The organism is Desulforapulum autotrophicum HRM2, from assembly GCF_000020365.1.
Lineage (GTDB): Bacteria > Desulfobacterota > Desulfobacteria > Desulfobacterales > Desulfobacteraceae > Desulforapulum > Desulforapulum autotrophicum.
In genome coordinates, this window is the sequence record NC_012108.1 from 3,990,371 (window position 1) to 4,003,320 (window position 12,950).

The 12,950-nt window shown below is 50.4% G+C and carries 15 protein-coding genes and 1 tRNA gene; 1 reads left to right on the top strand and 15 read right to left on the bottom strand.

Going from position 1 to position 12,950, the window contains the following annotated elements; translation table 11 throughout:
* From HRM2_RS17420 to nhaD, 3 genes are all read right to left on the bottom strand, one after another.
* Entirely contained in the window at positions 1-1,068 is a 1,068-nt protein-coding gene (locus tag HRM2_RS17420) for a serine hydrolase domain-containing protein (protein WP_015905344.1), read from the bottom strand.
* Positions 1,068-1,967 carry a S66 peptidase family protein gene (locus HRM2_RS17425; RefSeq protein ID WP_015905345.1) on the bottom strand — a complete coding sequence of 300 codons (900 nt, stop codon included), beginning with the start codon at positions 1,965-1,967 and terminating at the stop codon, positions 1,068-1,070. Before HRM2_RS17425 ends, HRM2_RS17420 begins: the two co-directional genes overlap by 1 nt.
* 202 nt (positions 1,968-2,169) lie before the next feature.
* Entirely contained in the window at positions 2,170-4,032 is a 1,863-nt protein-coding gene (nhaD, locus tag HRM2_RS17435; RefSeq protein WP_015905346.1) for a sodium:proton antiporter NhaD, read from the bottom strand.
* A gap of 361 nt (positions 4,033-4,393) precedes the next feature.
* On the opposite strand from nhaD, the gene HRM2_RS17440 reads away from it, so the two are divergent.
* A tRNA-Pro gene (locus HRM2_RS17440) sits at positions 4,394-4,470 on the top strand.
* A gap of 203 nt (positions 4,471-4,673) precedes the next feature.
* On the opposite strand, the gene HRM2_RS17445 is transcribed toward HRM2_RS17440, so the two are convergent.
* Genes HRM2_RS17445 through HRM2_RS17495 form a run of 12 tightly spaced genes read right to left on the bottom strand, consistent with a single transcriptional unit; the run spans position 4,674 to position 12,915 of the window.
* Positions 4,674-5,156 (bottom strand): Crp/Fnr family transcriptional regulator, encoded by a 483-nt coding sequence (locus HRM2_RS17445; protein WP_015905347.1) that lies wholly within the window; start codon positions 5,154-5,156, stop codon positions 4,674-4,676.
* 24 nt (positions 5,157-5,180) lie between these two features.
* Complete coding sequence (locus HRM2_RS17450) at positions 5,181-6,953, bottom strand: Na(+)/H(+) antiporter subunit D (RefSeq protein WP_015905348.1); 1,773 nt, start codon at positions 6,951-6,953, stop codon at positions 5,181-5,183.
* Positions 6,946-7,194 carry a hypothetical protein gene (locus HRM2_RS17455; protein WP_015905349.1) on the bottom strand — a complete coding sequence of 83 codons (249 nt, stop codon included), beginning with the start codon at positions 7,192-7,194 and terminating at the stop codon, positions 6,946-6,948. The genes HRM2_RS17450 and HRM2_RS17455 overlap by 8 nt, the downstream gene beginning before the upstream one ends.
* 23 nt (positions 7,195-7,217) lie before the next feature.
* Positions 7,218-7,352: a hypothetical protein gene (locus HRM2_RS28080; RefSeq protein ID WP_269719587.1), complete on the bottom strand. Its 135-nt coding sequence runs from the start codon at positions 7,350-7,352 to the stop codon at positions 7,218-7,220.
* The gene (locus HRM2_RS17460; RefSeq protein WP_041274088.1) at positions 7,353-8,831 is read right to left on the bottom strand and encodes a monovalent cation/H+ antiporter subunit D family protein; all 1,479 of its coding nucleotides are present in this window, start codon (positions 8,829-8,831) and stop codon (positions 7,353-7,355) included.
* A gap of 7 nt (positions 8,832-8,838) precedes the next feature.
* Complete coding sequence (locus tag HRM2_RS17465; protein WP_041274089.1) at positions 8,839-10,341, bottom strand: complex I subunit 5 family protein; 1,503 nt, start codon at positions 10,339-10,341, stop codon at positions 8,839-8,841.
* Positions 10,338-10,781 (bottom strand): cation:proton antiporter subunit C, encoded by a 444-nt coding sequence (locus HRM2_RS17470; protein WP_015905352.1) that lies wholly within the window; start codon positions 10,779-10,781, stop codon positions 10,338-10,340. Before HRM2_RS17470 ends, HRM2_RS17465 begins: the two co-directional genes overlap by 4 nt.
* 2 nt (positions 10,782-10,783) lie before the next feature.
* The gene (locus HRM2_RS17475) at positions 10,784-11,611 is read right to left on the bottom strand and encodes a Na(+)/H(+) antiporter subunit B (RefSeq protein WP_041273350.1); all 828 of its coding nucleotides are present in this window, start codon (positions 11,609-11,611) and stop codon (positions 10,784-10,786) included.
* The gene (locus HRM2_RS17480) at positions 11,608-11,853 is read right to left on the bottom strand and encodes a Na(+)/H(+) antiporter subunit B (protein WP_041273351.1); all 246 of its coding nucleotides are present in this window, start codon (positions 11,851-11,853) and stop codon (positions 11,608-11,610) included. Before HRM2_RS17480 ends, HRM2_RS17475 begins: the two co-directional genes overlap by 4 nt.
* Positions 11,850-12,182: a monovalent cation/H(+) antiporter subunit G gene (gene mnhG / locus HRM2_RS17485; protein WP_015905354.1), complete on the bottom strand. Its 333-nt coding sequence runs from the start codon at positions 12,180-12,182 to the stop codon at positions 11,850-11,852. Before mnhG ends, HRM2_RS17480 begins: the two co-directional genes overlap by 4 nt.
* Positions 12,179-12,463 (bottom strand): monovalent cation/H+ antiporter complex subunit F, encoded by a 285-nt coding sequence (locus HRM2_RS17490; RefSeq protein ID WP_015905355.1) that lies wholly within the window; start codon positions 12,461-12,463, stop codon positions 12,179-12,181. Before HRM2_RS17490 ends, mnhG begins: the two co-directional genes overlap by 4 nt.
* A complete protein-coding gene (locus HRM2_RS17495; RefSeq protein ID WP_232364069.1) occupies positions 12,463-12,915 on the bottom strand; it encodes a Na+/H+ antiporter subunit E in 453 nt (150 codons plus the stop codon). The genes HRM2_RS17490 and HRM2_RS17495 overlap by 1 nt, the downstream gene beginning before the upstream one ends.
* Between the last annotated feature and the right edge of the window lie 35 nt (positions 12,916-12,950).

Below are 12,950 nucleotides of genomic sequence, written 5' to 3' on the forward strand. Positions count from 1 at the left end.
TCATCCACGGTTGAAAATAGTTTTCATGATCAAATCATGGATATATGGTCTGAATTGACGAATTTTTTCATTACTCCTCACGGGATGAACCCTGTTGGTCAAAAGAATCACCATGGCCTGTTCCAGGGGATCCATCCAGAAAGAGGTCCCTGTAAAGCCAAGATGGCCAAGTGAAGCGGGAGAAAAAAAACGACCTGCGGAAGAATTACTGGCCGAGGGGGTGTCAAACCCTGCCACACGCTCAAACCCATCCTTCTTAACGGCAAACTGCCTGATCCATCTCCCTTCAAGAACCCCTGTCTTTTTTCCCATAACCCCCCCCATAATCTCTCCAAGAAGCGTCTGGATATCCAAGGCAGTCCCGAACAGTCCTGCGTGACCTTCAATCCCGCCTGCAACCCAGGCATTATCGTCATGAACCTCCCCCTTTAACACCCGACCCCGCCAGGGGCAATGTTCTGTTGCTGCGACACTGCAATTCAGGGGATAACCGGGCGGCATGAAACGTAACCCCTTGACACCCAGGGGCAGATAGATGTTGTCCCTCACATATCGATCGAGACGCTTTCCTGCGGTACGTTCAACAATCCAGGCAAGGAGGATGAAACCAAGATCACTGTATAGCTCCCCCTGCTTTGGCTGATAGACAAGGGGCTCGTTCAGAATCAGCCGTCTGAGGCGATCCTGCCTCTCTTTTTCGGGACTTCCTACAACCTGTACATAATAGGGCCGGTGTGCTGGAAGCCCGGATCTGTGACGCAGCAGATCCTCAACGGTTATATCTGCCTTGTCATGGCCGACACCCCCCGGCAAAAGATCACCTAAAGTCTGGTTGAGGCAGAGCTGGTTCGTCTGAACCAGGTGAATCAGGGCCACAGTCGTGGCAAGGGGTTTTGTAAGCGAAGCAAGGTCAAACAGGGTGTTCAGGGATACAGGTTCTCTGGAACGAAGATCAGCAACGCCAAAGGCCTTATAAAACAGGACATCAGCCCCCTTTGACACAAGCAGAACCGCTCCCGGAAAAACCGACTTCCCAACGGCGTCTTCCATTGCCCGTCTTACCTTCATCAGAGCTTGCCTGCCGGTGCAACCCCAAGGGTGTGCCGATCGGCATCAAGGATGAGACGAACACCAAGGGGGAGAGAAAGATTGGGCTCACCATGGCCCGCATCAAGACCTGCCAGAATGGGAACCATGGGATCATCAAACCGTTCAGTCACAATGTCATAGATCTTTGACACGTCCCCACACCTGTCAAAGGTGCCAAGCACAACACCCCGGACCCCGGCCAGAACCCCGGCCAGGCAGAGCTGGGTCAGCATCCTGTCGATCTTGTAGGCAGGTTCTCCCGTATCCTCAAGAAACAGGATCGAATCAGTGAAATCAGGTGAATATAAGGTCCCGACCATGGAAACCAGGGTGGCAAGATTTCCGCCCTTAAGCGTACCGGCCACCCTGCCCCTGCGAAGGGTTATCCCTCCTTGCAGCACCAAGCCTGAAAACGGTTCAGTCATTGCGCAGAACAGCGAATCAAGGGTCCGGGTTGAAGCCCGGGCAAGGGAGGTCACCACGGGCCCATGGATCATGGGAAAGTCACATTGCTTTAACCCTTCCGATAAAATTGCCGTAATGTCGCTGAACCCGACCAGAAATTTTGGTGCATGTCTCAAAGGGGCGAAGTCAAGATGGGGTAACACCCGGAGAGCACCAAACCCGCCCCTGGCACAGAGAATCGCCTTGATCTTCGTGCTTTTAAAAAGAGCATTCACGATGCCGGCCCTGTGCAGATCCCCACCGGCAAGATATCCCTTTGCCTCACCAAGCCCGGGGGGCAATTCAATTTTAAACCCCATGCCCCTGAGGTGGGAGAGTCCCGTTTCAAAGAGAGCCGGATCAAAAACACCTGAGGGAGCGCACACACCAATGGTGTCACCCGGCTTGAGACGGGTAGGCAACCGCTGTTGCACGGGCAGATCTTTAAGGGAAACAGATTTAACGGCAAGCCTCCTTTCTGCTGTCAGGGCAACCTTGTTAATCTCTATTTTTCACAACTGAATAAAATTGTAAAGGATACAAAAAAAAGAGCGGCAACCCGGCATTCTGCCGGGCAGCCGCCCTGTCAATCAATCAATCGATTAATTAATTAATTAATTAAATAAGGGAATTGGGTTACATCAATCTTGCATTTACCAGGAGATGCACCAGGATGCTGGCCACATAGCCAAGGGCAATGACCGGGGCCCATTTCAGATGGACACCAAAGGTATAGACCCCCCTGGCCGTTCCCATGAGGGCAACACCTGCCGCAGACCCGATGGAAAGCAGACTTCCGCCCACTCCGGCGGTCAGGGTGACAAGCAGCCATTGGCCGTGGGACATCACAGGGTCCATCTTAAGAACGGCAAACATCACAGGAATGTTGTCAACAATGGCTGAAAGAACTCCCACAGAGGAGTTTGCAATCGTGGGGCCAAGATCGCCGTACATGAATGCAGAGACAAGGTGAAGATAACCGAACTGACCCAGACCGCCGACACAGAGGGTTACCCCGTAAAAGAAGAGCAGGGTGTCCCACTCCGCCCGGGAAATTCGCTCCATGATATCGAAATTTTTGGTCGTCTTCTGGAACTCGTTCATGTCCTCAATGGTTTCAATGGCCCCCACGATATGTCCGCCCTCATCCTTGAGAGGGGCTGCCGTAAACGAAAGCCAGGCTCCTTTTTCACCGATGGTGGGAAAAAAATTCGACACATCATAGGCAGAATCAAGAAAATTGTTGACCATGTGCTTACCATGGTAGAACTTGTCGATCAAATCCTCAGACCCGTTGGTCAAAACCATATCGGCAAGGGAGAGCCGTTCCTTGGCGTAAAAGGGCTTCCACTGTTCGTTTGTGCCGATCTTTTCCTTAGCAGAAACACCGGTCAAATCTTCCAGAGCCTTGTTCCAGTGGGTGATGACATGTTCTCTGTTGACGATAAAGGCTGGGGTTGGAAGTCCCTCAATAAGCTCAGTGATTTCACCATGGGTCTTACCCTGTAGAACTGAAAGGGATGTCTGGGCCGTACTCTTTTTTCTGGCGCCCAGAATATTATCGTAAAAGAGCATCCGACCTTCTTTTCGTTTGATATGATAGCTCCAGAAACCAAGGTATCCAAGCCCGAGCATCATACCCGCTGCCGGGGGAAGGTGAAGAAAATTATGAAAGCATACGGCCGTTATGATGGTAAAAAGGAATAGCCCGATAATCACCTTGGCTCCGTACTTCATCACGACCTTTTCATCCAAGGCCCTGGGAGTGCTCTTTTCAACGGCAAAGTTCATGCAGATGGCCGGCAAAAGCCAGTTCACCAGGGAGGGTATAAAAATGTCAAAGAACTCGTGGAAGGCAACCTTACCCTTTTGCCAGACCATGAGGGTGGTGATGTCTCCAAATGGAGAAAAGGCCCCTCCGGCATTGGCAGCAATAACGATGTTAATACATGCCAGGGCAACAAATTTTTTATTGTCACCACCTACAGACATGATGACAGCCCCCATTAAAAGGGCTGTGGTGAGGTTGTCGGCAACCGGTGAGATGAGAAAGGCCAAAAGCCCGGTAATCCAGAAAAGAGTCCTCAGGGTAAACCCCTTTGAGACCAGAAAAGCCCGCAGGGATTGAAATACATTTCTCTCTTCCATGGCGTTGATGTAGGTCATGGCTGCCAGCAGAAAGAGAAACAGTTCTGCATACTCGAGCAGACTGTCCTTGATGGCCTCGTGGGCCGTATGGGTGTCTCCGATGTTAAGATAGGCAAGGGCGACCAGAACCCAGATAATACCGGCAGCGAGGAGAACCGGTTTGCTCTTTCTCAGGTGGATGGTGTTCTCAAGGGGTACGAGGGCATACGCCACTACAAAAAGCCCGACGCCCAGATAGCCATAAATGGTTTTGGTAAAATCGATTGTCGCATGAACGGCTTCCCCACCAGAAGCCCATACCAGAACCGGGGCGAGTAACAGGGCAAGGCACAACAAAAATGATTTCTTCATTTCCTGATTCCTTTTTTACAATTCCAATTGCCCGGACATGGCAGTCGTGATGCAACCCCATCCCGAACTAAACCAAACCCAAAGGGCTGATAAAAAACAAATTTGACATCCAGTCCCGATAAAAACAGAACAATATTAAGTCAAGGTACATAATGGATCTTTAATAAAAAAGCAATTTTTTATTTTCCAAGATTTAAACTTTGGGCCGTCTTTGTCTCGCCTGGACCTTTCAATACCCAGTTTGATTTCCCTGATTGCCCCACAGGACCGGCTCCCATGAGAAAAACAACCCAATACACCCTGAAGATGAATTTATATATTGACACGGTCGAAACCCGATGCTATAAGTCTCCTGTTTTATCGGGGCGTAGCGCAGTCTGGTAGCGCACTTGTCTGGGGGACAAGTGGTCGCAAGTTCAAATCTTGCCGTCCCGACCATTTAAAATCAAAGGCTTTCATCGATTTCGGTGAAAGCTTTTTTTGTTTTCATTGTCCGACAATCCTGACCCTATGCAAGGGACTCCGAAAGTTAAGTGAAGAAACAAAGGCCCACTATCTTTAATCAAAAGATAGTGGGCCTATACGTTTTATGGATATTCTTCATGGCTCTATCCGCTCGAGGACAGGACAGTCCAGGGCGGTCAGCACTCTTCGAGCCCTTTGATATCAGGATGGCTTTTGACCGAATTCAGAAACTGAATCGTTCTCTGGTCAAGTCGGCGCTTGAGTACGGCAGAAAGCTGCTTCATCATCATGAACCCAAGGGATTGATCCTTGTCCATAAGATCAAGGACTACATCCCGGTTGATCATGTAGATTTCGCAATCCTCATTACAGGTGGCGGTCAGGGCATTGGAGCCCTTGTCAAGAAGGAATGCCCAGCCAAATGATTCTCCCGGATCAATGGAATTAACCATCACCGAGATTGTCGGTGATATTTTCTGCTCAAGCAAAACCTTTCCGGACTTGAGCATGTAAACATTCTGGGCAGAATCACCCTCCGTATAGATCACAGTCCCCTTTTTAGCCTTGATGACAATGGTTATGATCGACAACTCATCGAGCATTTCGTCGGTCAGATATTCGAGGATAATATTTTTTCTTAACTCATCCCTTGTTACCATGGATATCCCCCACTGGTTAGAACGTTAGATAAACACAAAGAGCATCACAATAAAAAGACCTGCGCAGGCGGCAAACAGTCCCACGGGAGATGTCCCGGTTGCAAATGCAAGGTCCACACGGGTCTTGAGAGAACCCTGGCCTGGTCCCAGAGGGACACCCTTTTTCACAAAGGGTGACATTATGGCCCAGGCAACGATTGCCATGGCATTTGTTGCAACCTCGTTTACGGCACCGGTCAACTCCCTGACCAGCAGACGGTCCATGGTCCTGTTAAACCCGTTGAGACAAAGAGCAACGCCATTGACAAAGGCGTTCAGAGGCTTTCGGTAGAACCAGTCAAAATCAATATTGACGGCCCTTATTTCCGCAGGATAGATACCCGACAAAAGCAGCAGGGTAAAGGCCAGTGCCGAATAGAAAAGGAGTTCGGTCTGGGTTACCACATGGGAAAGGGTATAGGGCTCATACAGGGCCGGATAGGGCAGAACAGCGTACAGAGGTTTGTAAAAGGTGCCATTAAAAATACAGAGAAAGGCCGTTATACCCATGGCAATCAACATGTGTTTTGGCGCCTCTTTAACCCGATGGCCGGCATCGTGTCCGAAAAATGCAAAAAAAGGAATCTTTATGCCAGCGTGGTGGAACACACCTGCCGAGGCAAAGAGCAGAACGAGCCAGACACCCACCATGTGTCCTTCGCCTGCCGCCGACATGACCATGGATTTACTGACAAAACCGCTGAACAGGGGAAAAGCCGAGATGGATGCGGCACCTACAATGCAGAAGCCCGCAGTCCAGGGCATGGATTTGTAGAGCCCACCAAGGTCCGTGGCATTAATCTTGCCAGTGCGGTACATCACGGCCCCCATGGACATGAACAAAAGCCCCTTAAAAAGAATGTCGTTAAAGGCATGGGCCACGGCCCCGTTAATGGCAAGCTCGGTACCGATTCCAATACCCACCACCATGAACCCAACCTGGTTTACAAGGCTGTAGGCAAGTACCCGCCGAAGATCGTTCTCTATCACGGCAAAAAAGATGGGAAAGGCGGCCATGACCACCCCAATCCAGATGAGAAGCTCGGTGCCGGGATAGGCCCTGGCCAGGGCATAAACCGCCGTTTTGGTGGTAAATGCACTCAAAAAAACCGTGCCGCCAATGGTGGCCTCGGGATAGGCGTCGGTGAGCCAGGTGTGTAGAAACGGCCAGGCACAGTTGACGCCAAATCCAAAGAAGATCAGCCAGGAAGAGAGCCCTGTCAGTCCAATATTACCAAAGGCGATGGAGCCGGTTTCATTGACCATCATGACGATGCCGGCAAGCAGCGAAAGCCCTCCTGTGACATGGATCATGAGATATCTGAATCCTGCGGAGGACGATCGTTTAGTGCACCTTGCCCATATGAGCATGACCGACCCAACGGTCAGGGTTTCCCAGAACACAAAAAAAGTAAAAAGATCCCCCGCAAAGATCGCCCCAAGGGCTGCGCCGGAATAGATAAAGCCTGCCACATATTCAAGGTTCTTGCGGACATGGAGAATATAGATGGCCGTGACAAAGGCGGCAATGTGGAAGATATAGCCAAAGGCCAGGCTCAACCGGTCGATGCGGACCAGGGTAAGCTGATAGTCGAGGAAATTGACGGTCATCAGGGTGTCGACCGGAATGAGAAGAAGATTGATGAAACCAACCACGGGAAGTGCTACCACGTAAACCGAGCGAACCCTTTCATTTAAAAAAGGAATCACCAGGGCACCCAGAATGAAGATCACAAACGGCGGCATCACATTACTCATAGTAATCCTCCCTTCTCTTTACCAGGGGCCGTAGCACAAAGCGTGACACCAGCACCAGAATGACACAGGCCACAAATCCGAATATGGCGTAGAATACAGGCCAGGTTTCAAAGGGGAAATGGGCGTGTTTGTGCACAAAAAAATCAAGAATGAACAACAGAATAACCGTACTGAAAAAAATGATCAAAAGGCGTTTCACATTTTGAGGTTTGTCAAACAGGTGAGTTTTTTCTTTTTCCATAACCTGGCACCTTATTTAATAGTCTATAGTGTGCTTAAAAATACAATGGCAAGATAAATAACGCTTATTGCAAACACCACCAGGAACACCGGTCGGTATCCGGGAACAGGATCATGGGACAGCTCTTGTTTCTCCTCGTTCATCTTGTTTGCCTCCATTTAACCTCCGTTGATTGATTGAACCGCAAGCTTTGCCAGATTTAAAAAAGGCTGGGGATAAAAGAACAGAATTATTGAGATGCCAGCGGTGATGGTCAGGGGCACCACACACCACAGGGGGGCCTCTTTGATTCCGGGTTCAAACAGCATCTCTGAATCACTCAGAAAAAAGGCGTTGTAAAACACCGGGAAGAAGTAAGCTGCATTGAGAAACGAACTCAGAAGCAACACCAGGAGAAAAAGCATCTGACCTGATTCAATGGTGCCGAGCACAAGATACCACTTGCTGATAAATCCCCCACAGGGGGGAAGCCCCACAACGGACAATGAACCGATCAAAAAGGCTGTCATGGTGATGGGCATCTGCCGGCCGATACCCTTCATCTTGCTGATATGCTTGATGCCGGTGGTGCAGAAAATGGCGCCTGCACAGAAGAACAGGGTGATCTTGCCAAAGGCGTGCATGGCAATGTGGAGCATGCCACCGGTCATGCCCGAGGTGGACAAAAGTGCCACGCCAAGCACAATGTAGGAGAGCTGGCCAATGGTGGAAAAGGCAAGCCTGCGCTTGAGTTCATCCTGGGAAAGGGCAATCAAAGAAGCCACCACAACGGTTATAGAGGCAATAGTGCAGACGATCCAGTTAATGTGGTATTGGGCAAGAAGATCCACCCCCACAATGCCGGTTAAGACCCTGACAACACTGAAGGCCCCGACCTTGACCACGGCAACGGCGTGGAGAAGGGCTGAAACCGGCGTTGGCGCCACCATGGCTGCGGGCAACCACGAATGCATGGGCATAATCCCGACCTTGGCAAATCCAAAGAGAAACATGAGGGACAGCAAAAGGGCAAGGCCAGAATTGATATGGCCTGCCATGACCCCCTGGGCTGCAAAATCAAGGGTTCCGGTAAAATGGTAGGTAATCAGCATGGCCGGAAGGGCAAGACCGATGGAACCGCCCAGGATGTACAAAAGATACTTTCGGCCCGAACTTCTGGCCTCCCTGTCCTGGTGATGGGTAACCAGGGGATAGGTGGCAAGGGAGAGCATTTCATAGAAGAGGTAAAGGGTCAAAAGATTGGCGGAAAAGGCAACGCCAATGGTTGCTGAAAGTGCCACGGCAAAAAATGAGTAATAACGGGTCTGGCTGTGCTCATCAAGCCCCCTCATATACCCCATGGAGTAGATGGAGGTAATGATCCAAAGCGATGATGCCACAAGGGCGAAAAGCATACCAAAGGCATCCACCCGGAAGGCGATGCCAAGGTTGGGAAAAATCTGGGCCACGGTATAGACAATGGCCTTACCCTTTAAGACAGCAGGCAGCATGGAAAGGACCAGAAGGAACTTGATCGCCCCTGCCACAAAGGTCCAGGTCTCCCTCAGGTTCTGGGTTTTGGAGAAAATGATAAAGGGAACAGCCACAAGGGAAATCAGCACAGCAAGAAAAGGTTTGACCGAAAGAATGGTTTCCATTGTCATGTTAAATTACCCCCGCAGGTATGGCAAAATAAATGATATTCGTAACAATCCGACCCGAATAAACGCCCAGCACCAAAAGTAGCAGAGATACGGCAAGAAAAGGCAGCAACATGTTCATGGGTGCCTCTTGTATTCCAGCCTCACTGTCACTGTGGGCGGCACCATGGTGATGGTCGACAAAGGGTTCAAAGTAGCAGATTTCAAACAGACGGAAAAAGAGTACGGCATTGACAAGGGAAGAAAAGATCAAGGCCGCCACAAACCCGTACTGACCGGCGGCAATGCCGCCCGAAACCAGATACCACTTGCTGAAAAATCCGCAGGTGGGCGGCACCCCGATGATGGAAAGCCCTGCCAGCACAAAACCTGCCATGGTAAGAGGCATGGTGTTGAACAATCCCTTCAGCCCCTCCCGTTCATCGGTTTTTGTCTTCCAGGCAAAAATGGCCGCTGCCATGAACAGACAAAGGGTCATTACCGCATCGTTGACAATGTGAAGAATGGCGCCGGACATACCGATTCGATTGCCAAGGAAGAATCCGCCAACCATGTACCCGACCTCGGCAATGATGATGTAGGCAAGCATTCGTCGGTAATTGGTCTGGGCAAGTGCTGAAACAGATCCAAACACGATGGTTGCAATGGCAAGCCACACCATGATCTTACCCGCATCAAGATAATTAAAGATGTAATCAAAGGAAAACACGGACAGGCAGATTCTCACCATGATGTAGACGGTCACTTTGGTGGTCAGGGGAGCAATCAGTCCTGCGGCAGGCGAAGAGGCCTGGGAATAGGCCCCGGGAAGCCACCCGTGGACTGGGAAGAGTGCCATCTTTACAAACAGTCCGGTAAGGCAGATGATATAGGCAAACAGAACGATCCCCGAATCTTTTATTCCCGGTAGAATGGACGCAAGGTCAGCCATGTTGAGGGACCCCGTGGCCATATATAAATAGCCCACGCCAAGCAGGTAAAAAGTTGCACCAATGGTGCCGAGAAAGAGATAGTTAAGTGTTGCAAGGGGGGCCTGCTCCTTGCCAAGTCCGATCAGTGCATAGCCGGAAAGAGATGCGATCTCAAGCAGCACATAGAGGTTGAAGGCGTCACCCGTTGCCGTCATTCCCACAAGACCTGCTGTGAAAAGCACGTACAGGGAGATAAAAACCCCCTCCTTATCCTGGAACTCCCAAATGATGGTCTGCCTGCTGGACACAAGATTGACCAGGGCCACTCCTGTGATCACCACAAGCACAAGGGCGCTTAAATGATCAATCACATAAACAATACCCATGGGAGCGGCCCACCCGGCAAACCTGTACTCCATGGCAACACCGGTGTTGACCACCTGGATGAGAAGCGCCACTGCCGAAACAAAAGAAACGGCCAGGGCCGCAACCCCAATGGGAAAGCAGAGCCGCCTGTCGATGAAGCTTGCGCCTGCAACAACCAGGGCCGCAAGCAGGGGAACGATGATGACGAGTGCAGGAAGGGTATTTATCATGGCTTCCATCCGTTCCTTAGATGTTGGTTAATCTCATCTTCCTCAAGGGTACCATGCGTATTATAAACTTTAATCGCAAGGGCCAGGGCTACGCCCAGGGTTGCAACGCCGACAACAATGGCGGTCAGCATGAGCACATGGGGAAGAGGGTTGATGTAGTCTGCCGCATTAACAACAGCCGGAGCGTGGGCAGCAGCTCCGTGAACAACACTATCCACGGCACCATGGGCTGTTTCACCATGGTGAAGAATCGGTATGGTCGCCCCCCTTTTCGCCCCGATGGACACATAAAATAAAATTACGGCCGTCTGGAAAATGGTCATGCCGACAATTTTCTTGACCAGGTTATTCTTTGCAATCATGGCATAGAGACCGACCATCATTAAAATGATATAGGCCCAGTAATTAGCCTTACCTACAATCAAGCCGAAAAGGTCCATAATTATAACCCCTCATCCTGTTTGCCTGCCGAAGACAGGTTATAGTAGATCCAGATCATCACCGACATGACAGCCAGGGCCACACCAATCTCCACGATAAGAATGCCGTAGGAGCGGGCCATGACCCGGTCTGTTCCCAGAATGGGAGCCAGGGCGCCGTAATTGAGGAAATTTTCACCGATCATAAGGCAAAGCATGCCTGTACCAGCATAAATGAACACCCCGGCAGCACTTAAAACAGCGGCTGTTTTTTCGCTGAATTTGGCAATGGCCACCCTGAGGTTCTGGGAGATGGCAAAAAGAATCACCGCTGCACCAAGCACAACCCCGCCCTGGAATCCCCCACCTGGACTGTGGTGACCATGGGCCACAACGTAAAAGGCGAAAATCTGGATAAAGGGAATAAGCAACCGGCTGGTGCTTCGTATGATGATATCGCTTGGCACCCACTGACTGTCGATACGCTGGAACACCTTGGAATCCTCGGGGGCCGCCCCACACTCCACGATGCGCAGGGTGACGCCTGTGGGTCTGTGGCGAAAATAGATCTCCTTTTCGTCATCCTCGGGCAGCCTCAAGAGAAAAAAACAGGCAAGTCCTGCCGTAAGAATCACCGTTGTTTCAAACATGGTGTCGTACCCCCTGTAATCGGCAAGGACGGAGGTAACGATGTTTGGAACAGCGGTATCGGCCATGGTGTGCTGGATAAAATAGGGAGAAAGATGGGTTGCCGCAGGAGAGTCAGGATCACCAAAATCGGGAAACTGACCGGCAAAAACAATCAAAAGAAGGCCGCAAAGAAAAACCGTCAATTTTCCTAGAAGTTTCAATCCTTTGTCCTCCTTGTGGTATGAAACACCGCTGCCACGCAAAAGACCGTGCTCACACCGGCTCCCACTGTGGCCTCTGTAAAGGCGACATCCACAGCACCCATGATGGCCCATAAAAGACAGAGAAGAAAACTGTAGGCTCCCAGAAGAATGGTCGCACTCAGCAGATCCTTCACGTTGATGGCGGCTATGGCACAGACAACGACAAGCACAATGATAATCAGATCAAGTTGCCAGATCATATGCGGTTACCTCCTCCGTTTCCTTTTGTCCACGGCTCCCGAACTGCCCTGATACCAGCATCAACAATGGCATGGGTCGCTGTGGGACTTGTAATAAAGACGAAAACAACGATGAGCACAATTTTCATTCCCGACAGGAAATTGGCCAGGGTAAAATCGTGCACCAGATAAAGAGTCAGCCCGCTCATGGACAGAAGCAGCCCCATGGTGTCAAGCATTCCTGCCGCGTGGAGTCGTGAGTAAAAATCCGGCAGTCGGATAATGCCAATGGAACCGCCAAGGAAAAAGAAAAGGCCAATTGCGATCAACAACGCCGAGAGTATAATCATCGATCCATCTCCTGATATAGCCCCTTACGTTTATGAAAATAGCGGGATGCCGCAAGAACCGCGATAAAATTAAGCAAGGCATAGGCAAGGGCGATATCAATGAACATGTCCACCCGCTCAAAGATAAAGCCGATCATTATCAGCAAAACTGTTGTTTTGCTGCCGATGGCGCTTACCCCCATGATCCGGTCCTGAACAGTCGGTCCCACCACAGAACGGTAAAGGGGAATGGCCATAAAAACACTGAGAACAATCGCCGAGTATAAAATATAAGTATCCATTATTCACCAAATATCCCAGCGACGCGACGCTCCATTTCGCCTGGAAGGCCGGCCGCGGATTCCTTGTCAATGGCGTGAACAGAAAGATCGCCGTATATTGATACGTTAACCGTTATGGTTCCCGGGGTGAGGGTGATCGAGTTGGCAAAGGTTACCAGGGCCAGTCGATCCCGCATCCTGGTTTTGATCTTGACGATATGGGGATCGATACGATCCATCATGTTGGGACTGAGCACCAGCAGGAGTACATGGATGTTGGCAAGAAAAATCTGCCAGATGAGCCAGGGGAAATAGAGAATGAAGTTCAGCCAGAGTCTGAACATACTGATAGGCCGGGGGTCTGGGGTTGAAAGATCCGAGACAAACCAGGAGACAATGGCGCAGGAAATAACACCAAGGCCAAGGTGAAATCCATCAAATCGACCGGAAAAGACAACCCAGAAAAGGAACAAGATAAAAAAACTAATGAAAAATGACGATTTGCATT